Origin of the sequence: Gordonia sp. ABKF26 (assembly GCF_041103195.1) — a bacterium.
GTDB lineage: Bacteria > Actinomycetota > Actinomycetes > Mycobacteriales > Mycobacteriaceae > Gordonia > Gordonia terrae.
In genome coordinates, this window is the sequence record NZ_JBGCVZ010000003.1 from 4251850 (window position 1) to 4271286 (window position 19437).

Sequence of the window (19437 nt, forward strand, 5' to 3'; positions counted from 1 at the left end):
GACACGCCGGCGGCCCCGCACCTCAGAGGTGCGGGGCCGCGGGCGTCGGACGACTAGTCGGAGTTGAAGTAGGTCAGCAGGCGCAGGATCTCGACGTAGAGCCAGACCAGGGTGACGGTCAGGCCGAGAGCGACGCCCCAGGCGGCGCGGTCGGGTGCGCCGGCGCGGATCAGACGATCGGCGGCGTCGAAGTCCAGCAGAAAGCTGAACGCGGCGAGAGCGATGCAGACCAGCGAGAAGATGATCGCGATCGGGCCGCCGTCGCGGAGCACCCCGGCCTCGCCGGTGAACAGGCCGATGACCAGGTTGCCGAGCATCAGGACCAGGACGCCGATCATGCCGGCGAACAACATGCGGGTGAAGCGCGGCGTCACGCGGATCGCGCCGACCTTGTACACGAACAGCATGCCGAAGAACACGCCGAAGGTGCCGAGGACAGCCTGTCCGATCAGGGCTCCCGCCGAGGTGTCACCGGCGACGGCCCAGTTCGCGAAGACGAACGAGATGGCACCGACGAACAGGCCCTCGAACGCGGCATAGGCCAGCACGATGGCCGGGTTGTCCTGCTTGCGCCCGAAGCTCGCCACCAGGACGAGGACGAGACCGGCGATGGCACCGACCAGCATGAGCGGCGTGGCGAGAGCTGCCTGGGCGGCCTCGGTCGCGCGGCTGCTGATCGCGAAGTAGGTGGCCACGGCAGCCACCGTCAGCACCCCGAGGGTGATGGCGGTCTTCGTGACGACGTCGTCGATCGTGAGCTGACGGGTGGCCGGCGGTGCCGGCTGGGTGTAGGGGTCAGTGGCCTGACCGTATTGATTGACCGCGGCGCCGGCGCCGGCCATGCCGGCCCCGAAACCCGCGTACCCGGACTGATTGTCGCGGACCACGCCGCGCATCACCGGATTGCTGCTTTCTCGCACGAAGCGCTCCTTAATCGGTACGGATGTATACCGTCTCAACGTCGGGCCTTTCCTGTGAGTTCCCTGACGAGAACGCGGAACGACCGAGTCGACGTCGACTTTACCGACTCTTGACTCTTCTGTCGTCGAAGACCCGTCGTGGAGTCACTCCACGCCTTCGCGCAGCGTCCGCAACCGGCTGCGGACAGCGGCCTGATCCAAGCCCTCCCCGGTCCCGAGTGCGGCCCGGCCGAGGAACATCGCGGTCAGCATGGACTCCGCCCGCGCGAAGTCGTCGCCCCATGCGAGGCCCGGTTTCGCGAGCATCAGCGAGGCGATCCCGTGGGCCGCGGCCCAGAACTCGAGGACGATGTCCGCGATCTCCGCGGGGTCGAACACGTCGAGGTCGGCCAGCTCGGTCACCGTGGCGACGAACCGGGAGTAGGCACTGGCGGCGAGCACCTCGTCGACCTTCGACGGATGCCCTTCGGGAGTGGGTTTGCCGAACGCCACGCGATAGAGAACCGGCGTGGCGACGGCGAATCGTACGTACGCCATCCCCTGGTTCAGCGCTCGTTCGAAGGCGTCGTCGATGCCCTCCGACGCGGCGGCCATCTCGTCGTCGAGGCGCTCGAAATACCGGGCGCACACCGCGTCGAGAAGCGCCTCCTTGTCGGCGAAGTGCAGATAGATCGACGGCGGCGTGACCCCCACACGGTTGGCGACCGCGCGGATCGACATCGCGGTGTCGTCGCCGTTCTCCACCAGCAACTCACCGGCGGCCTCGATGATCTCCTCGGCGAGGATCTCCCCCGAACCGCGTGGTGATCTCGCTCGTCTGCGTGTCGTCACTGCACTCCTGAACCTGTCCTGCCGCCGTTCATCCGCCTCTGTGGGGTATTCGGTGTCAGGCCCTCGTCGGCGCGGTGTCGCGCGCCGGTTTCTCGGCGGGATGCCCGACCTCCGGGGCTTCCTCGGTCAATCCGATCCGATCGTGCAGCCGTCTCAGCGGACCAGGCGCCCACCAGTTCGCCCGCCCGGCCAGACGCATGAACGCGGGGACGAGGAACATCCGGATGATCGTCGCGTCCATCAGGACGGCCAGGGTCAGGCCGACCCCGAACATCCGCATGAACGACACCTCCGACGCCGCGATGGCGGCGAAGACGATGCTCATCAGCAGTGCCGCGGCCGTGATGACCCGCCCGGTGCGCGCCAAGCCCAGGGCCACCGCGTGGTCGCTGGCCGCGCGGGTCCGGTCCGATCGCAACCACTCCTCGCGAATCCGTCCCAGGAGGAACACCTCGTAATCCATCGACAAGCCGAACGCGACGCAGAACAGCAGCACCGGCATGGTCGCACTGAGGGTGCCGGTGGCGGTGGTCCCCAGTCCGCCGAGGTGCCCCTCCTGGAAGAACCAGACCATCGCGCCGAACGTCGCCGACAGCGACAGGATGTTGAGGACGAGCGCCTTCAGGGGAAGAACGACGCTCCCGGTGAAGAGAAACAGCAGCACGAACGTCGCGATCGCGATCAGGCCGAGCACCCACGGCAGATGCGCGTAGATCGACCCGACGGTGTCGTCGGTGGCGGCGGCGAGCCCGCTGAACAAGGTCTCCGTCCCCGTCGGCTGTGGCACCGCCCGCAGCTCGTCGAGCTGGGCGATCCCCGACTCGCTCATCGGGTCGCGGTCGGTCGAGACCTGCAGGACATGGACGTCGCCGCGGCTGTCGTCCGGACTGCCGGGGGCGGCCTGCGCACCCCGGACGAAGGTGCCGGCCGACGACCCTGCGGAGTTCACGTCGCCGACCGTCGACAGGGCGCGGGTGTAGGCGGCCAGGGTCGCGTCGTCCACGGGCCCGCGCACGACGACGGTGACCGCTGCGGACAGATCGTCCTCGAAGTCGTCGCGGATCTCCTGCTGGATCGCGTGCGCACTCGCCGACTCGGGCAACACCCGGTCGTCGGGGAACCCCAGCTTCATCGACAGGAACGGCGCGCCGAGAACCAGCAGGAAGACCGTCACGACCGCGGCGACCGGCAGTGCGTGGCGCAGCACCCACTGCACGAGCCGGTACCACCAGGTGTCCTCGGGTTCGACGGGCCGAGCCGGCGGCAGTCGCAGCAGGCGTCGGAGTGGCTTCCGGGCGTCGAGGGCGTCGATGCGATCACCGAGGAGCATGAGCACGGCCGGCGTCAGTACGAGCGCCGACACCGCGGCCACGACCACGACGCCGAGGCCCGCGAACGCGAAGGACCGCAGGAAGTACTGCGGGAACAGCACGAGCGCGCTCAGCGACAGGGCGACGGTCACCGCGGAGAAGGCGACGGTCCGCCCGGCCGTGGCCAGGGTCCGGACGATCGCGTCGGGCCGGCTCAGGCCGTGCTCGACCTCTTCCCGGTATCGCGTGAGGATCAGCAGCGTGTAGTCGATCGCGAGCGCGAGACCCAGTGCGGTGGTGAGGTTCAGGGCGAACACGGAAACGTCGGTGACCGATCCGATCACCCGGAGGAGCGCGAAGGTCAGGATGATCGAGACGATGCCGATGCCGACGGGGACAGCCGCGGCGAGCACCCCGCCGAAGATGAAGATCAACACGATGAACGTGATCGGGATCGCGATCGCCTCGGCGATGAGCAGGTCCGCGGCGGTCTGCTCGTTGACCTGCGCGAAGACGAGTCCCTGGCCACCGACCTGCACGGTGATCCCATCCCGGACACCGGCCAAGGCGTCTTCGATCTCCTCGGCGTGGGCTGGTGCCGAGTCCTCGCCTCCGTCGAGCGACGCGATGATCAATGTCGACGTCCGGTCGCGACTGACCAGCGCGGAGTCGAGCGCCGGATTGGCCCACACCGACAGGATCTGGTCCTGCACGTACTGGTTGCGGTTCAGGACGGCGACGATGTCGTCGCCGACCGCTCGGGCCGTCGGGTCGCGCGAGATGTCGACGCCATCCGGCCCGTCGAGCTTGAGGACGACCTGGACCCCGCCCCGGTTGAACGTCTCGTCGAGGACCTTCTCGGCTCGGGCCGACCCCGAATTCGGGTCGCTGTAACCGCCCGCGAGCAGGTGTTCGGCCGCGGTGGCGCCGTACGCCCCGCACACCACCAGCAGGATGAGCGCACCCAGCAGCACTCGTTTGGGCATGGATATGACCAGCCGTGTCGCTCTGACCAGCATGCGGACCCCTGTCGCGTCGGTCGACTTTACGGCGTTAAGTTATCAGCAGTAATTTAGGCGGTCAAGGTCGCTTCGGCTGGTTGCGGCATTCCCAGTCCGCGTCGGACGGTGCGCAGTTCGCGTTCGATCACCGTCGACTCCGATCCGAGCAGTCCGGTCGCCCGCACGATCTCGCGTAGCCGGACGGCGGGACGCGCGACATCGACGAGATGATGCAGCGGCGTCCGGCGCAGACCCATCCGCCGGGCGACCGGCCGCTCGACCCACCGGGTGCTGATGGCCGAGAACGACGACATCAGCAGGGGCCTGGTGAGTGCATCCACCGCGGAGACCAGGAGCCCGGGGACCGGTATGGGGGCGGCACCGTGCACGACGCGCGGGAGGTCGTAGCCCTCGCGGAGCAACGCTTTGATCAGGACCTTGGCCGAATCGTCGGGCCGCAGTTCGAATTCTCCTGCCACAGCGAACAACTCAGTGGCCGCGTCATGCGTCGGCGGCAGCAGGTCGTCATCGACGCCGATGACCCAGCCGATCCAGCGCCAGAGATGAGTGATCGCCTCCCGCTCGGCGCTGCTGTAGTGGATGCCGAAATCCCGTGCGACGACGAGGGGTAGGGCCAGGAAGCCGCACGAGATGGTCATCACCGAGTACGTCTGGTTGATCGGCGCGCCCCACTCGTCTTCGTCCCAGCCCCGGCCGTCCTCTTCTGACAATCCTCCCCCGGGTGGGCGCCGCAGAACGTCGCGGATGTAGGCGTGGAGGAGCCGAATACGCAGTGTCGCAACCCAACCGGGACGACCCGGGAGCATCGAACCGGGAGCCGTCGCCTCGGCGACCCAGCGCGCCGTCGACTCGACCCGATCTCGAGTCCCCGATCCCAGTCGGCCCGTGGCGACGAGCGGACGGACGAAACCCTGGGCCTTGAACCCGTAGATCAGCGACTGGTACAACGTCGACGACTGCAGGGTCCCGAAGCGCCACCACGCGCGGGCGCCGGCCTCGGCCCAGGCGGCATCGAACCACGGCGGTGGGGTGCTCGCGACCTGCAGCAGATGCACCATCGAGCTCGGCATCTCGAGATGGTCGGGATCGGACGCCGTGTCGGCGTCGCGCTCTTCCAGCAGCGTGACCAGGGTGGAGAACGAGATGCCCCGCTCCCTGGCCTCGGCGATCACCGCGTCGGCAAGCGGGTCGCCCTGTATCAGACCCGCCTCGAGACGCTCGACGATGGCGGGATGCCGTTCTCGGACGGCTTCCCAATTACGTGCCCCGGTCACTGCTGCCGCGTCCATGCCCCATGATGGCCCCGGCTTCGAGGCCGGTCAAGGATGCTTCGACTCCCAGACTTCGACTCGACCGGCAGACGTCGATCGAAGTCTGGCGGTCGAGTTGAGGTCTGGCGGTGGCGACGCCGGACCACAGGGCAGCCGCCACGGCGCCGGCTGACTATGCTCACCAGGGGCACCGTCGTCGCGCGGACCCTGCGCCCCCATAGCCCAATTGGCAGAGGCAGCCGACTTAAAATCGGCACAGTGTCGGTTCGAGTCCGACTGGGGGCACTCACGGCCGGGCGTTTTCGCTGTCTCGAGTCGCCGTTTCCGGCGCTCGTCCACGTTCGTCGACCCGATCCGCGTCGATCAAACGCATGGCCGTTCAGCCGAATACGTGCGTGGACACCGCTCCGATCCCCACGGTTACATGACTGCCGGTGGTACCGAACGACTCTCGGGACCTTCCGAGTCCGTTGCGGCCCATCGAGACCACTCAGGACGACCCGTCGGGGAACAGATGAAGATATTGATGCGTGGGGCGATGATCGCCCTCTTTCTCGTCGTCGCACTTGTCACGCCGGTCCATGCGGCGAATGCCGTACCGACCGGGTGCAGTGACCGCGACATCGCGCAGGGAAATGCCGAGGCCCGGTCACTGAACGCTCGCATCGCGGCGCACAACTCCAAGCCGAGACAGTTCCGGATTCCGGAGCAGCAACTACAGGCCACCGCCTACCAGGCCGAGGCCAATCGACTGAACACCGAACGTGCGGCCCTCGTCGCCTGGGCCAACGGGTGCCGCGTACACCTGCAGGGAATGGGCCCCGGCTCCGGCGGTCCACACCGGCCGAGCACTCCCCCGCCCCCGCAGCGGCCGGGCACCCCGGCTCCGTCGGTCACCAATCCGACGCCGGGTTACCCAGCGCCACAGCGCTACCCGTACAACGACAAGATCTCGAGCGACCGCACCGACCGGACGACCCTCACGCGGACCACCCGATTCCGGGACGGCGGCGAAGTCAACCTGACACGGATGCAGGGTCGCGCGGCGACCGGCATGAACGCCGCCATCACTCCGAACATGCTGCGGACCGGCACTCCGAGTACGCGCTCCGTCACTCCGCCGGGGTACCGGCCGGGCCTGGAACGCGGGCACCTGCTCGCCAACCGGCTCGGCGGTCTCGGCGGCGACGCCCGGAACATCGTGGCCCTGAGCAATGCGGCCAACACCCGCATGCGGGTCCTCGAGAATCGCATCGCTCGTGTCGTCGCGAGGGGCGAAGCCGTCCATTACAGTGTGACCCCGATCTACGGGAACGGGTACAGCCGTCCGCCCACCGACATCGCCGTCGGCGCATTCGGCGTCCGGGGCGGTATCGCTCATTTCGAGATCATCCCGAACGTGAGGTGACCACCATGCCGAAGCACACCATCGATGATCTGATCGCGCTGATCCCACCACCGGCGGCGCAGCCGGCGACGATCGACTGGGGGCCCACCGAACGGCGACTGGGATTCCGGCTGCCGACCGATTACAAGGCGCTGGCCGACACCTACGGGCCCGGGGTCTTCTGCGACGACTTCCTCGTGTGGACCGGACTCCCCTGGCCCGACGCGCCGGTCGAGGAGGCGGGCCGCCGCGCGGTGGCCGAACTCGAGCCACTCCTCGAGGACCTGAGCATCGTGACCTGGGCTCACGACGATGGCACCGACACGGCCGTCGATCTGGCCGGCGGCTCCTTCTTCGGATGGGGGCGTTCCACCGACGGCGACTCGGGTTATTGGCACCGGACGGGCGACGACCCCGACGAGTGGCCGGTGCTCATCACCGACGGAGTGATGGTGTGCGACTACCACTCCGGCGGGCTGGTCTCGTACCTGTACGACTTCTGGACGGGGGGCTTCCCGAACCGGCAGGTCTTCGCCGGGCGCGAAGCGCCGGAACGGCTCACGTTCGAGCAGGTGGCCGTCGGTTCCTAGCGCGGCGCCGGAGAGGCGCCATGCCGGAGCGACTACACGAGGCCCGTCCACGCGACTGCGTGGACGGGTTTCCACGATCCCGGCAGGGGCGTGCTGTACTCGGTGGCATGTCCACTCGGGTTGTCTTCCTCGCCGACTCCTCGGTCGCCCTTCTCACCCTCGGTATCTCCGTGTACTCGATCGCGATCCTGGTCTGCATCGGCATCGGCATCAACGCCGCCCGCTTCGGTCGACGACGCGTTGCCGTCGCGATGGCGTGGGTGGTCGGGGTACTGACCGTGGCCGGTGTCATCGTCGCGATTCTGAGCAGTACTGCAGGCGGTTAGCCCTCCGGGCGCAACTCCGCACGTTGCCGTGCGATGAAGTGCGCGGCAAGGCGATTGGTGAGTCCGGGCGCCAATCTCTGCATGCGCCACGAGATCCTGGAACGTCGCGGTACGACGAGTAGCGATCGGTTCGCGGCGATCGCGGCCAGGGTGTCCTGCGCCAGCCGATCCGCGTCGTAGGCCGTCGCGGAACCCTGACTCGCCAGATAGAAAGAGCGGCCGACGAATCCGCCGACCGAGCCCTTGTCCAGGATCGGTGTCTCGACTGCGGACGGGCAGACGGCCGTCACCTTGACGCCATGCCCGACCGCCTCGGTGCGCAGCGCCAGCGACATCCCGACGACCGCGTGCTTGGTCATGACGTAACTGGTGATCAGGCCGGCCGCAACGAGGCCGGCCATGGATGCCGTGTTGACGATGTGCCCCGACCGCTGACCGATCATCACCGGATAGGCGGCCGCCACCCCGTGGACGACGCCGCGGATGTTGACATCGATGATGGCGTCCCACTGGTCCGGCGTCAGCATCTCGGTGGGGCCACCCCACGTGATCCCGGCGTTGTTGAACATGAGGTCGAGTCGTCCCGCCTCCGCGACGACGTCGTCGACCACGCGCTGGACCGCCGCGCGGTCCGTCACGTCGAGGTGCACGGCCCGAACCGCGCCCGGCCCGCCGGACAGCGACGACGCCACCTGTTCGGCCGCGGCGAGGTCGATGTCGGCGCAGATGACCTGCGCCCCCTCGGCGGCCAGCGCACGGGTGAGCGCAGCCCCGATGCCGGAGCCGCCCCCGGTCACGATCGCCACCTTGCCCGCGAGGTCCGGTCCACCCCTCGTCCGCCGACATCCGAACACGTCAACCCCCCTGTCGATTGCAGTCCGTGTCCCACGGCCGGCGATGACGACGGTCACCGCGGGCGGGCTCAGACGAGCATGACCGATCTCGACCCGAGCGGCGCCGCTTTGCCCGGACCGGGCCTTGACATCCTCACAGCCCCCTCTTAATGTTGCTGCAATCACAAATTGAAACGTTTTAATTCGCCGAGACGGTCCCCTCCCGACGATCTGCGTTTCCCCGTCCGTCGTCTGTCAGGAGCCGCCATGTCCGACCCCCAGCGCGTCTGCTTCGTGCTCCACCTCCGCCCGGAACGCGTCGAGGACTACCTCGAGGCACACACCGAGGTCTGGCCGGAGATGCTCGACGCCCTGCGCGAGACCGGCTGGCGCAACTACTCCCTGTTCCTCCGGAAGGACGACGGCATGGTCGTCGGCTACCTGGAGACCGACGACTTCGCGACGACCAGCGCCGCCATGGAGGCGACCGACGTCAACACCCGCTGGCAGGCGCACATGTCCGAGTACTTCCTCCCCGCGGTGGGCAGCGGCGATGGGGGCGGCGGCGCCGGGGGCGCGAACCCCGACACGATCCGCACCGAACTCCTCGAGTACTTCCACCTCGACTGACCTCGCACCACGCAGCACACGACACGTACCGACGGGCGCACCGACATCAACGAACTCCGGTTTGACCTCTCCGATCCCGACCCTCTGTACTGATCTCCGACGCAAGGAATCACCATGAAAGTAGGAGCGCGCTCCACCACCGGCTGGCGGGCGACCATCTCGGTCGCCATGTCGAACTACATCGAGGCCGGCTCGATCATCGCGATCGCCACCAGCCTCACCTTCTGGCAGGACGAGTTCGGCATCAGCAACTTCGCGGTCGGCCTCCTGGCCGCGCTGAGCGCCAACGCGTTCGGTGCCGCAGTCGGCGCCGCGATCGGCGGCCCGCTGTGTGACCGCTACGGCCGCAAGGCGATCTACACCTACGACTTGCTCGTCTACATGGTCGGCGTACTGATCGCGGCCTTCGCGTTCAACTTCACCATGCTGCTCGCCGCCTTCATCATCACCGGCCTCGCGGTCGGCGCGGGCGTACCGGCCTCGTGGACATACATCGCCGAAGAGGCACCGTCGGTCGAACGCGCCAAGCATGTCGGCACCGCGCAGCTCGCCTGGTCCGTCGGACCCCTGATCGGCTTCGCGCTCGCCGCGGCACTCGCTCCGATGGGCCTCCTCGGTTCGCGGATCATCTTCCTGCACCTCTTCGTCGTCGCGGCGGTCGTCTGGTGGATTCGCCAGGGACTCGCGGAGTCGAAGATCTGGTCCGACGAGGCGGTCAACGAGACGCGCGAGCTCACCGCATCGGTCGGCGCCCGCGGCATCAAGGGCCTGTTCTCCAAGAAGGTCAACATCACGGCCCTGCTCCTGCTCGGTGGCATCTACCTGTTCTGGAACACCGTCGCCGGCCAGGCCGGCATCTTCATGCCCCGTGTCTACGAGACGGCGGGCGTCGAGAGCGCCGTCCAGCAGAACCTGCTGCAGGTGCTCGTCTGGGGCTGCACCGTCCTCGCGACCTACTTCGGCTTCATGCGATACGCAGATCGGGTCTCGCAGCGCGCGCTGTACGTCTTCGGCGCCGCCTTGGGCATCGTCGCCTGGATAGTGCTGGTTGCGTTCACCGACAGCGGTGTCGCCACGATGCTCGTCTTCGCGGTCCTGTGGGGCATCTCCTCGGGTATCGGCGCGCAGGCGTTCTACAGCCTCTGGGCCAGCGAGATGTTCGCGACGCCCTACCGTGCGAGCGCCCAGGGCGTCATGTTCTTCGCCGTCCGCACCGCAACGGGTCTCCTGAGCTACTTCTTCCCCACGATGCTCGCGGCCACCGGGCTCACGACGGTCGGCATCCTGCTGGTCGCACTGCTCACGATCGCTCTGATCATCGGCGCCATCGCGGCTCCGGACACCCAGGGCAAGACCCTGCAGGAGATCGAGGTCGAGCGCTACGGCGCACCGCTGTCGCCGGAACTCATCGAGCACCCGGTATCGACGAACAGCCCGGTCGTGGGCGACGCACCCACCGCAGAGTCCACCAGCAAGACCGCCGTCTGAGTCGTCTCGACCGGGCCGTCCCGCTCGGTTGAAACGTATTAGTCCATCGACTTCCCCGCCGCCGGCTGTTCCCCGACGCCGGCGGCGGGGAAACCCAACCGAAAGAACACTGATGACCACCTTTGACGAGACGATCCTCGACAATCTCGAGATCGAGCTCCCCTCCTGGGCGTTCGGCAACTCCGGCACCCGGTTCAAGGTGTTCGGCACCCCGGGCACCCCCCGCACCATCCACGAGAAGATCGCCGACGCGGCCACCGTCAACCAGCTGACCGGACTCGCCCCGACGGTCGCCCTGCACATCCCCTGGGACACCGTCGACGACTACCGCGCGCTCGCCGCATATGCGCAGGATCTCGGCGTCGATCTCGGGACGGTCAACTCCAACACCTTCCAGGACGACGACTACAAGTTCGGCAGCCTGACCCACACCGACAAGACCGTGCGCCAGAAGGCCATCGACCACCACATCGCGTGCATCGACGTGATGAACGCGACCGGTTCGCGGGATCTCAAGATCTGGCTCGCCGACGGCACCAACTACCCGGGTCAGGGAGACATCCGCGGACGCCAGGATCGTCTCGCCGAATCGCTGGCGACCATCTACCAGCACATCGGCGATGACCAGCGACTCGTGTTGGAGTACAAGTTCTTCGAGCCGGCGACATACGTCACCGACGTCCCCGACTGGGGGACCTCCTACGCCCACGTGACCGCTCTCGGTGAGCGGGCGATGGTCTGCCTCGACACCGGCCATCACGCGCCGGGCACCAACATCGAGTTCATCGTCGCCCAGCTGCTGCGCCTCGGAAAGCTCGGGTCGTTCGACTTCAACTCGCGTTTCTACGCCGACGACGACCTGATCGTCGGTGCGGCCGACCCGTTCCAGCTGTTCCGCATCCTCTTCGAGGTCATCCGCGGCGGCGGCCTCGACGCCGGGTCCCCGGTCGCCCTGATGCTCGACCAGTGCCACAACGTCGAGGAGAAGATCCCCGGGCAGATCCGTTCGGTGCTCAACGTCGAGGAGATGACCGCCCGCGCGCTGCTCGTCGACACCGACGCGTTGACCGCGGCGCAGGAATCCGGAGACGTGTTGGGCGCGAACGGAATCCTGATGGACGCCTTCTACACCGACGTGCGTCCGATGTTGGCCGAGCGTCGTACCCGGCGCGGACTCCCCGCCGACCCGATGGCCGCCTACGCCGGCTCCGGCCACCGCGAGCGCATCGTCGCCGAACGCGTCGGTGGCACCCAGTCGTCCTGGGGCGCCTGAGCGCTCCTCACACCTGCTCCCTGCTTTCTCGAACTGCCCGCTTTCCCGATCTTCAGGAGATCTCTCGCCATGACCAATCCCGCAGTCGCCGCGCTCATCGCGCGCTCCAACCGGCTCGGCTCCGATCCGAAGAACACCAACTACGCCGGCGGCAACACCTCCGCGAAGGGCACCGACACCGACCCCGTCACCGGCGAGGACGTCGAACTGCTGTGGGTCAAGGGTTCCGGCGGCGACCTGGGCACCCTGACCGAGAAGGGCCTCGCCGTTCTTCGTCTCGACCGCATGCGCGCGCTCGTCGATGTCTACCCCGGCCTCGACCGCGAAGACGAGATGGTCGCCGCCTTCGACTACTGCCTGCACGGCAAGGGCGGGGCGGCGCCGTCCATCGACACCGCCATGCACGGCCTCGTCGACGCCGCGCACGTCGATCATCTCCACCCCGACTCGGGCATCGCGATCGCGACCTCCGCCGACGGAGAGGTGCTGACCCAGAAGATCTTCGGCGACCGCGTCGTGTGGGTGCCCTGGCGCCGCCCGGGCTTCCAGCTCGGTCTGGACATCTCCGAGATCAAGAAGAACAACCCGCAGGCGATCGGCTGCATCCTGGGCGGACACGGGATCACCGCCTGGGGTGACACGTCCGACGAGGCCGAAGCCCACTCGCTCGAGATCATCGACACCGCCGAGAAGTACATCGCCGCCAACGGCCGCTCGCAGCCGTTCGGCGCACCGCTGGACGGGTACGGCGCACTCCCGGCCGCCGAACGTCGTGCCAAGGCCGCGGCCCTCGCGCCGTTCATCCGCGGTCTCGCCTCGATGGACAAGCCCCAGGTCGGCCACTTCACCGACGTCGAACCGGTTCTCGACTTCCTTGCCGCACAGGAGCACCCGCGACTGGCAGCTCTCGGAACCAGCTGCCCGGACCACTTCCTGCGCACCAAGGTCAAGCCGCTCGTCCTCGACCTCCCGGCGTCGGCATCGGTCGACGAGTGCAAGGAACGCCTGTCCGCCCTGCACGAGGCCTATCGCCAGGACTACCGCGCCTACTACGACCGCCACGCGACCGCGGACAGCCCGGCGATGCGCGGCGCGGACCCGGCCATCGTGCTCGTCCCGGGCGTCGGCATGTTCAGCTTCGGCAAGGACAAGCAGACCGCACGCGTCGCCGGCGAGTTCTACCTGAACGCGATCAACGTGATGCGGGGTGCCGAGGCCATCTCCACCTACGCACCGATCGACGAATCGGAGAAGTTCCGGATCGAGTACTGGCTGCTCGAGGAGGCCAAGCTCGCGCGGATGCCGAAGCCCAAGCCGCTCGCCACCCGCATCGCACTGGTCACCGGCGCGGCGTCGGGCATCGGCAAGGCCATCGCGGCCCGCCTCGCCGCCGAAGGTGCGTGCGTCGTGATCGCCGACCTCGACGCCGAGAAGGCACGCGCCGCCGCCGAGGAGATCGGTTCGACCGACGTCGCCATCGGCGTGGCTGCCGACGTCACCGACGAGGCAGCCGTGCAGGCGGCGGTCGACGCGACCGTGCTCGCCTTCGGCGGCATCGACCTCGTGGTCAACAATGCCGGCCTGTCGCTGTCGAAGTCCTTGCTGGACACCACCGCTGCCGACTGGGACCTGCAGCACAACGTGATGGCCCGCGGCTCGTTCCTCGTCAGCAAGGCAGCGGCGCGGGCCCTGATCGACCAGAAGCTGGGCGGCGACATCCTCTACATCTCGTCCAAGAACTCGGTCTTCGCCGGCCCCAACAACATCGCCTACTCCGCCACCAAGGCCGACCAGGCCCATCAGGTCCGGTTGCTCGCGGCCGAACTCGGCGAGCACGGGGTCAAGGTCAACGGCATCAATCCCGATGGTGTGGTGCGCGGTTCGGGGATCTTCGCCGGCGGCTGGGGCGCCAAGCGCGCCGCGGTCTACGGCGTCGAGGAGAAGGACCTGGGCAAGTTCTACGCCCAGCGCACCCTGCTCAAGCGCGAGGTGCTGCCGGAGAACATCGCCAACGCCGCGTTCGCCCTGTGCACCTCGGACTTCTCGCACACCACCGGTCTGCACGTGCCGGTGGATGCCGGCGTCGCCGCCGCGTTCCTGCGATGAGTCGCTCCACTCGGTCCGCCCAGGTCGCCGCGATCGACCTGGGCGCGACCAGCGGCCGGGTGATGCTCGCCGACGTGTCGCAGGGACGACTCAAGCTCGAGCAGGTCGCCCGGTTCGCCAACGATCCCGTGCACGTGTGGAACGGTCGACGGTCGGCGCTGCACTGGGACGTGCCCGGCCTGTTCCGGGCGGCCTCGGCGGGCCTGGCCGAGGCTGCCCGGCAGTCCGACGACCTCGTCGGCATCGGCGTCGACTCGTGGGCGGTGGACTACGCGTTGCTCCGCGACGGCCGGATGCTGGGTCTGCCGCACCACTACCGGGACGACCGCACGGCCGCGGGCGTCGACGCCGTGCACGCCGAACTCGGGCCGGTGGACCTGTACCTGCGCAACGGCCTGCAGTTCCTGCCGTTCACCACGGTGTACCAGCTGGCCGCGGAGAAGGCCGACGGTCTGCTCGATCAGGCCGACAGCGCCCTGCTGATCCCCGACCTGATCACCTACTGGCTGACCGGCAGGCGGGGCACCGAGCGCACCAACGCCTCGACCACCGGCCTGCTCGCCGTCAACGGCCAGTGGGACACCGCGATGATGGAACGCCTCGGGCTGCCCGTCGGACTCTTCCCCGAGATCGTCGAGACCGGGTCCGACCAGGGACCACTGCTCCCCGATGTCGCCGACCGGCTCGGTCTGTCGGCGTCCACCCGCGTCACCGCCGTCGCCTCGCACGACACGGCCTCGGCCGTGGCGGCGATCCCGATGGACCCCGCGCGGGCGGCCTACATCTCCTGCGGCACGTGGGGTCTCGTCGGTGTGGAACTGACCGAACCGGTCCTGTCCCGCGACGGATGGAAGGCCAACTTCACCAACGAGGTCGGCGCCGACGGCCGAATCCGCTACCTGCACAACGTGATGGGACTCTGGCTGCTCAGCGAGACGGTGCGTCAGTACCAGCGCGAGGGCTACCGGGCCGACCTCGGCGAGCTGCTGGCCCAGGCCGCGGAGGTGACGCCGACCGTCGATGTCTTCGACACCGACGACGCGCGCTTCCTCCCGCCGGGTGACATGCCGGCACGCATCCGCGGGTGGTACGACGAGCGCGGCATGCGACCGCCGATGACCCGCGCCGAGATGGTGCGCGCGATCGTCGAGAGTCTCGCATCCGCATTCGCCGACGGCGTCGAGAAGGCCACCGCGCTGTCGGGGATCCCGGTGGAGACGGTGCACCTCGTCGGCGGCGGGTCGCAGAACCGGCTGCTGTGCCAGCTCACCGCCGACCGCCTGGGCCTGCCCGTCCAGGCCGGGCCCGTGGAGGCGACCGCACTCGGCAACGTCCTCCTCACGGCACGCGCCCATGAATTGATCGATGGCGATCTCGAGGCGATGCGGACTATCGTCGCCGACAGGTTCCCGCCGCAACACTATGCACCCCGACGCAGTCGCGGCACGCGTACGCGCGCCGCGGTCGGGGCCGGAAAGGCATGACCATGGACACCGGTTCCGCTATGAAGCGCCGCGTACCCAAGCCGCGCGACCTCGCGCCGCTGATGCAGTTCAAGAAGCCGCAGTTCGATGCCAAGAAGCGCCGCCTCGACGCCGCGCTCACCATCGAGGACCTCCGCAAGATCGCCAAGCGGCGCACCCCCAAGGCGGCCTTCGACTACACCGACGGGTCCGCCGAGGCGGAGCTGTCCATCGAACGCGCACGTCAGGCGTTCTCCGACATCGAGTTCCATCCGTCGATCCTGCGCGACGTCTCGAAGGTCGACACCTCGTCGACCATCCTCGGCGGACGCTCGGAACTGCCGTTCGGCATCGCGCCGACCGGGTTCACCCGGATGATGCAGACCGAGGGCGAGTACGCGGGTGCGCGTGCCGCCGGACGCGCAGGCATCCCGTTCTCGCTGTCGACGATGGGCACCGCGTCGATCGAAGACGTCAAGGACGCGAACCCGCACGGGCGCAACTGGTTCCAGCTGTACATGTGGAAGGACCGCGAGCGGTCGATGGCCCTGGTCGACCGAGCCGCGAAGGCCGGTTACGACACGCTTCTCGTGACGGTCGACGTCCCGGTCGCCGGGGCACGCCTGCGTGACAAGCGCAACGGCATGTCGATCCCGCCCGCCCTCACCGCCAAGACGGTGGTCAACGCGATCCCGCGGCCGCAGTGGTGGATCGACTTCCTGACCACCGAACCCCTCGCCTTCGCGTCCCTCGACCGATGGTCGGGCACCGTGGCCGAGCTGCTGGACACCATGTTCGACCCGACCGTCACCTTCGACGACCTGGCCTGGATCAAGTCGCAGTGGCCGGGCAAGCTGGTGGTCAAGGGCATCCAGACCGTCGACGACGCCAAGGCCGTCACCGGACTCGGCGCCGATGGCATCGTCCTGTCGAATCACGGTGGCCGACAGCTGGATCGGGCACCCATCCCGTTCCACCTCCTGCCCGACGTCGCCCGGGAGGTCGGGGCGGACACCGAGGTCATGCTGGACACCGGCATCATGAGCGGCGCCGACATCGTGGCATCGGTCGCACTCGGCGCCCGGTTCACGCTCGTCGGACGCGCCTACCTGTACGGCCTGATGGCCGGGGGCGAGGCCGGAGTCGACCGGATGATCGAGATCCTGGGCGAGCAGATCGCGCGCACCATGCGCCTGCTCGGGGTCGCATCCCTGGAGGAGCTGACCCCCGCGCATGTGACCCAGCTCGAGCGTCTGGTGCCCCGGGCACGTTCCTGACGCGCACGCTGTCGCAGAAGGGCCCGATTCGTGCGATCGGGCCCTTCCGCGTCTGTTCAGGCGGATCGCGCCCCGACGTCCGGAGACTGTTCCCGGCGATGCGCGAAGTGGTCCACCAATCCCACCAGCAGCGCGATGAGGACCAGGCCGGCGGCAGTGGCGAGCCCGATCTGGAAGGCACGGGCCCAATCGCCGCCGCTGTTGGCGACCTGGGCGAAGAACACCGCACCGACGAGCGCGATACCGGCCGCGGCCCCGATGCGCTGGCCGGTCTGCAGGACGCCGCCGGCGATGCCGGCCTTGGTGACCGGGACCTGGTCGAGACTCAGCGTGAGGTTCGGCGAGATCACCAGACCCGAGCCGACACCGGCGACGAGCAGCGGCAACGCCGCGGCGTACCCGACGTTGTGGCCCGGCACGAACTGGACGGCGAGGATCGTCGTGATCATCCCGAGGACGACGAGCCCCAGGCCGAGCAGCACCAGCGACCGACCCACCCGGTTGACGATGTTGCCTCCGACTGCTGCCGACACCGCGGACCCCAGGGCGAACGGCGTGACCGCCAGCCCCGCCTGCAGCGCCGAGTAGCCCAGACCCTGCTGGACGAACAGGGTGTAGATGAAGAAGACCGTGGTGAATCCGGCGAAGTAGACCATGGCGATGATGCACCCGAGCGAGTACGACCGCATCGAGAAGAGCGAGAGGTCGACGAGTTGCTGATGCCCGACCCGGCCCTGACGCCGCTCCCACAGCACGAAGGCACCCAGCAGCACCGCGGCCACGATCAGCAGCAGCCACTTCTGCGCGCCGGGCCACTCCTGCTCCTGCACCATCGGCAGCATCAATGCGAACACACCGGCACCCAGCAGCAGCACACCCAGCGGGTCGAAACTCCCTCGCAGCGGCTGCTTGGTCTCCGACGGCCGGGCCGGGATGAGCCGGATGGCGGCGACGAAGGCGGCGATGCCGATCGGCACGTTGACGAAGAAGATCCAGCGCCAGCCCTCGGCAGACCCACCCAGTTGGATGAGGACGCCGCCGAGGAGCGGCCCGACCGCGGTCGAGATGCCGATGGTCGCGGCGAACATGCCGAAGGCCTTGCCGCGCTCGGCCCCGCGGAACAGCAGCTGGATGAGGCCGGAGACCTGCGGCGCGAGAATGCCGCCGGCGACTCCCTGGATCAGCCGGAACACGACGAGCTGCGTGGGCCCCTGCGCGAAACCACATGCCGCGGAGGAGAGTACGAACAGGGACAAGCCGACGAGGAAGGTCACCTTGCGGCCGCGGGCGTCACCGACGCGACCGGCCGGCACCAGCACGAGTCCGAAGGCGAGTGCGTAGCCGGAGACGACCCACGAGAGATCGGCCGAGTCGGCCCCGAGACCGGATTCGATCGACGGCAGCGCGACATTGACGATCGAGACGTCGAGGAGCGTCATGAAGCCGACGACCAGGCACACGGCAAGCGCCTTCCAGCGTCGCGGGTCTGGTTGATAGTCCGCGGAGAACGGGCTGGCCGGAGTCGACATCGAGCCGCCTTTCATTCGGGGGTACCGCGCTGTTCGTAGTCAATCAGCCCGGGAGATGGGCGACCCTCCCGACTCTGCGTGACGCGTGTTGCGGTACGGCGTCTGGTGAGATGAACACATGGGTGTGAGCATGCGGGACGTCGCGGCAGCGGCCTCGGTGTCGGTGGGAACGGTCTCGAACGTCCTCAACGCGCCCGGCAAGGTCTCCCCCTCGACCGTCGCGCGGGTGCAGGCGGCGATTGATCAGCTGGGCTTCGTTCGCAACGACGCCGCGCGGCAACTGCGGGCCGGGCGCTCACGTTGTGTCGGCATGGTGGTCCTCGACGTGGGCAACCCCTTCTTCACCGACATCGCCCGCGCCGCCGAGCAGCGGGCCGCCGACCACGACCTGACGGTGCTGCTCGGCACGTCCGACGACGACGAATCGCGCGAACAGGCCTACCTCGACACCTTCGACGAACAGCGGGTCTTCGGCCTTCTCGTCTCGCCGATCGGCGACGACCTTCGGCGATTCGACTCGCTGCGCCGTCGCGGCACCCCGGTGATCCTGGTCGACCGGGATGCCGGGGGATCCCCGTTCGATTCGGTTGCCGTGGACGACATCGCGGGCGGTCTGCTCGCGGTGTCGCACCTGTGTGAGACAGGGCGACGCCGGATCGCCTTCGTCGGCGGCCCACCGGGACTACGGCAGGTCGCCGACCGCCGGCGCGGCGCCCAGGCCGCGGTCGACGGCGTCGACGGTGCGTCGCTGGAGGTCGTGCACACGTCCACTCTCAGCGTGCTCGCCGGGCGTGAGGCGGGCACGGCACTGCTGGGCCGGGCGCCCGGCGAGCGCCCGGACGCCGTCTTCTGCGCCAACGACCTCCTCGCCATCGGCGTGCTCCAGGCCTTCACGATGCTGGGTGGCGCCGTCGCGGTTCCGGACGACATCGCGATCATCGGCTACGACGACATCGACTTCGCCAGGTCGGCGGTTGTTCCGTTGTCGTCGATCCGCCAGCCGACCACCCGGATCGGCGTCACCGCGGTCGACCTGCTGATCAGCGCGGCAAACGATCCCGCGGAACGCCACGAGCCGGCGAACCTGGTGTTCCAGCCCGAACTCGTCGCCCGGGCGTCGACCCTGGGGTGATCGCCGGTGTGATGCGCGTCATCGCCGGGTACGCGGTGTGAGGACTCTC

Annotated in this window: 16 protein-coding genes and 1 tRNA gene; 11 read left to right on the forward strand and 6 right to left on the reverse strand. The window is 68.5% G+C overall.

From position 1 onward, the window contains the following. Positions 1 to 53: 53 nt before the first annotated feature. The 4 genes from AB4Z55_RS19670 to AB4Z55_RS19685 form a co-directional block, all read right to left on the reverse strand. Complete coding sequence (locus AB4Z55_RS19670; RefSeq protein ID WP_004020932.1) at positions 54 to 920, reverse strand: Bax inhibitor-1/YccA family protein; 867 nt, start codon at positions 918 to 920, stop codon at positions 54 to 56. Between the two features lie 144 nt (positions 921 to 1064). Continuing rightward, positions 1065 to 1751: a TetR/AcrR family transcriptional regulator gene (locus AB4Z55_RS19675; RefSeq protein ID WP_239400625.1), complete on the reverse strand. Its 687-nt coding sequence runs from the start codon at positions 1749 to 1751 to the stop codon at positions 1065 to 1067. A 55-nt stretch (positions 1752 to 1806) separates the two neighbouring features. Next, complete coding sequence (locus tag AB4Z55_RS19680; protein WP_369520342.1) at positions 1807 to 4080, reverse strand: MMPL family transporter; 2274 nt, start codon at positions 4078 to 4080, stop codon at positions 1807 to 1809. A 53-nt stretch (positions 4081 to 4133) separates the two neighbouring features. Next, a complete protein-coding gene (locus tag AB4Z55_RS19685; RefSeq protein ID WP_369520343.1) occupies positions 4134 to 5372 on the reverse strand; it encodes an oxygenase MpaB family protein in 1239 nt (412 codons plus the stop codon). Positions 5373 to 5565: 193 nt separating this feature from the next. Here AB4Z55_RS19685 and AB4Z55_RS19690 point away from each other — a divergent pair. From AB4Z55_RS19690 to AB4Z55_RS19705, 4 genes are all read left to right on the forward strand, one after another. Beyond that, positions 5566 to 5639, forward strand: a tRNA-Leu gene (locus AB4Z55_RS19690). Between the two features lie 229 nt (positions 5640 to 5868). Continuing rightward, positions 5869 to 6762, forward strand: coding sequence for a DNA/RNA non-specific endonuclease (locus AB4Z55_RS19695; protein WP_354560054.1), 894 nt, complete (start codon positions 5869 to 5871; stop codon positions 6760 to 6762). 5 nt (positions 6763 to 6767) lie between these two features. Continuing rightward, positions 6768 to 7331 carry a hypothetical protein gene (locus tag AB4Z55_RS19700; protein ID WP_369520344.1) on the forward strand — a complete coding sequence of 188 codons (564 nt, stop codon included), beginning with the start codon at positions 6768 to 6770 and terminating at the stop codon, positions 7329 to 7331. Positions 7332 to 7438: 107 nt separating this feature from the next. Continuing rightward, positions 7439 to 7657: a hypothetical protein gene (locus AB4Z55_RS19705; RefSeq protein ID WP_064569269.1), complete on the forward strand. Its 219-nt coding sequence runs from the start codon at positions 7439 to 7441 to the stop codon at positions 7655 to 7657. Here AB4Z55_RS19705 and AB4Z55_RS19710 read toward each other — a convergent pair. Then, positions 7654 to 8511 carry an SDR family NAD(P)-dependent oxidoreductase gene (locus tag AB4Z55_RS19710; protein ID WP_369520345.1) on the reverse strand — a complete coding sequence of 286 codons (858 nt, stop codon included), beginning with the start codon at positions 8509 to 8511 and terminating at the stop codon, positions 7654 to 7656. The genes AB4Z55_RS19705 and AB4Z55_RS19710 overlap by 4 nt on opposite strands. Positions 8512 to 8757: 246 nt before the next feature. Between AB4Z55_RS19710 and AB4Z55_RS19715 the strand changes: the two genes are divergently transcribed. The 6 genes from AB4Z55_RS19715 (at position 8758) to AB4Z55_RS19740 (ending at position 16727) form a co-directional block, all read left to right on the forward strand. Continuing rightward, the gene (locus AB4Z55_RS19715; RefSeq protein WP_248645046.1) at positions 8758 to 9120 is read left to right on the forward strand and encodes an L-rhamnose mutarotase; all 363 of its coding nucleotides are present in this window, start codon (positions 8758 to 8760) and stop codon (positions 9118 to 9120) included. A gap of 114 nt (positions 9121 to 9234) precedes the next feature. Continuing rightward, entirely contained in the window at positions 9235 to 10608 is a 1374-nt protein-coding gene (locus AB4Z55_RS19720) for an MFS transporter (RefSeq protein WP_101819172.1), read from the forward strand. A gap of 112 nt (positions 10609 to 10720) precedes the next feature. Further along, entirely contained in the window at positions 10721 to 11881 is a 1161-nt protein-coding gene (gene rhaI, locus AB4Z55_RS19725; RefSeq protein ID WP_354560047.1) for an L-rhamnose isomerase, read from the forward strand. A gap of 69 nt (positions 11882 to 11950) precedes the next feature. Further along, positions 11951 to 13987: a bifunctional aldolase/short-chain dehydrogenase gene (locus AB4Z55_RS19730; protein WP_354560046.1), complete on the forward strand. Its 2037-nt coding sequence runs from the start codon at positions 11951 to 11953 to the stop codon at positions 13985 to 13987. After that, positions 13984 to 15471: a rhamnulokinase family protein gene (locus tag AB4Z55_RS19735; RefSeq protein ID WP_369520346.1), complete on the forward strand. Its 1488-nt coding sequence runs from the start codon at positions 13984 to 13986 to the stop codon at positions 15469 to 15471. Before AB4Z55_RS19730 ends, AB4Z55_RS19735 begins: the two co-directional genes overlap by 4 nt. Before the next feature lie 20 nt (positions 15472 to 15491). After that, entirely contained in the window at positions 15492 to 16727 is a 1236-nt protein-coding gene (locus tag AB4Z55_RS19740) for an alpha-hydroxy-acid oxidizing protein (protein WP_369521035.1), read from the forward strand. 56 nt (positions 16728 to 16783) lie between these two features. Here the strand turns inward: AB4Z55_RS19740 and AB4Z55_RS19745 are convergent, their stop codons facing one another. Next, on the reverse strand, positions 16784 to 18256 hold the full coding sequence (locus AB4Z55_RS19745) for an MFS transporter (protein ID WP_248645041.1): 1473 nt from the start codon (positions 18254 to 18256) through the stop codon (positions 16784 to 16786). A gap of 118 nt (positions 18257 to 18374) precedes the next feature. On the opposite strand from AB4Z55_RS19745, the gene AB4Z55_RS19750 reads away from it, so the two are divergent. Then, positions 18375 to 19388, forward strand: coding sequence for a LacI family DNA-binding transcriptional regulator (locus AB4Z55_RS19750; RefSeq protein WP_369520347.1), 1014 nt, complete (start codon positions 18375 to 18377; stop codon positions 19386 to 19388). Positions 19389 to 19437 lie beyond the last annotated feature (49 nt).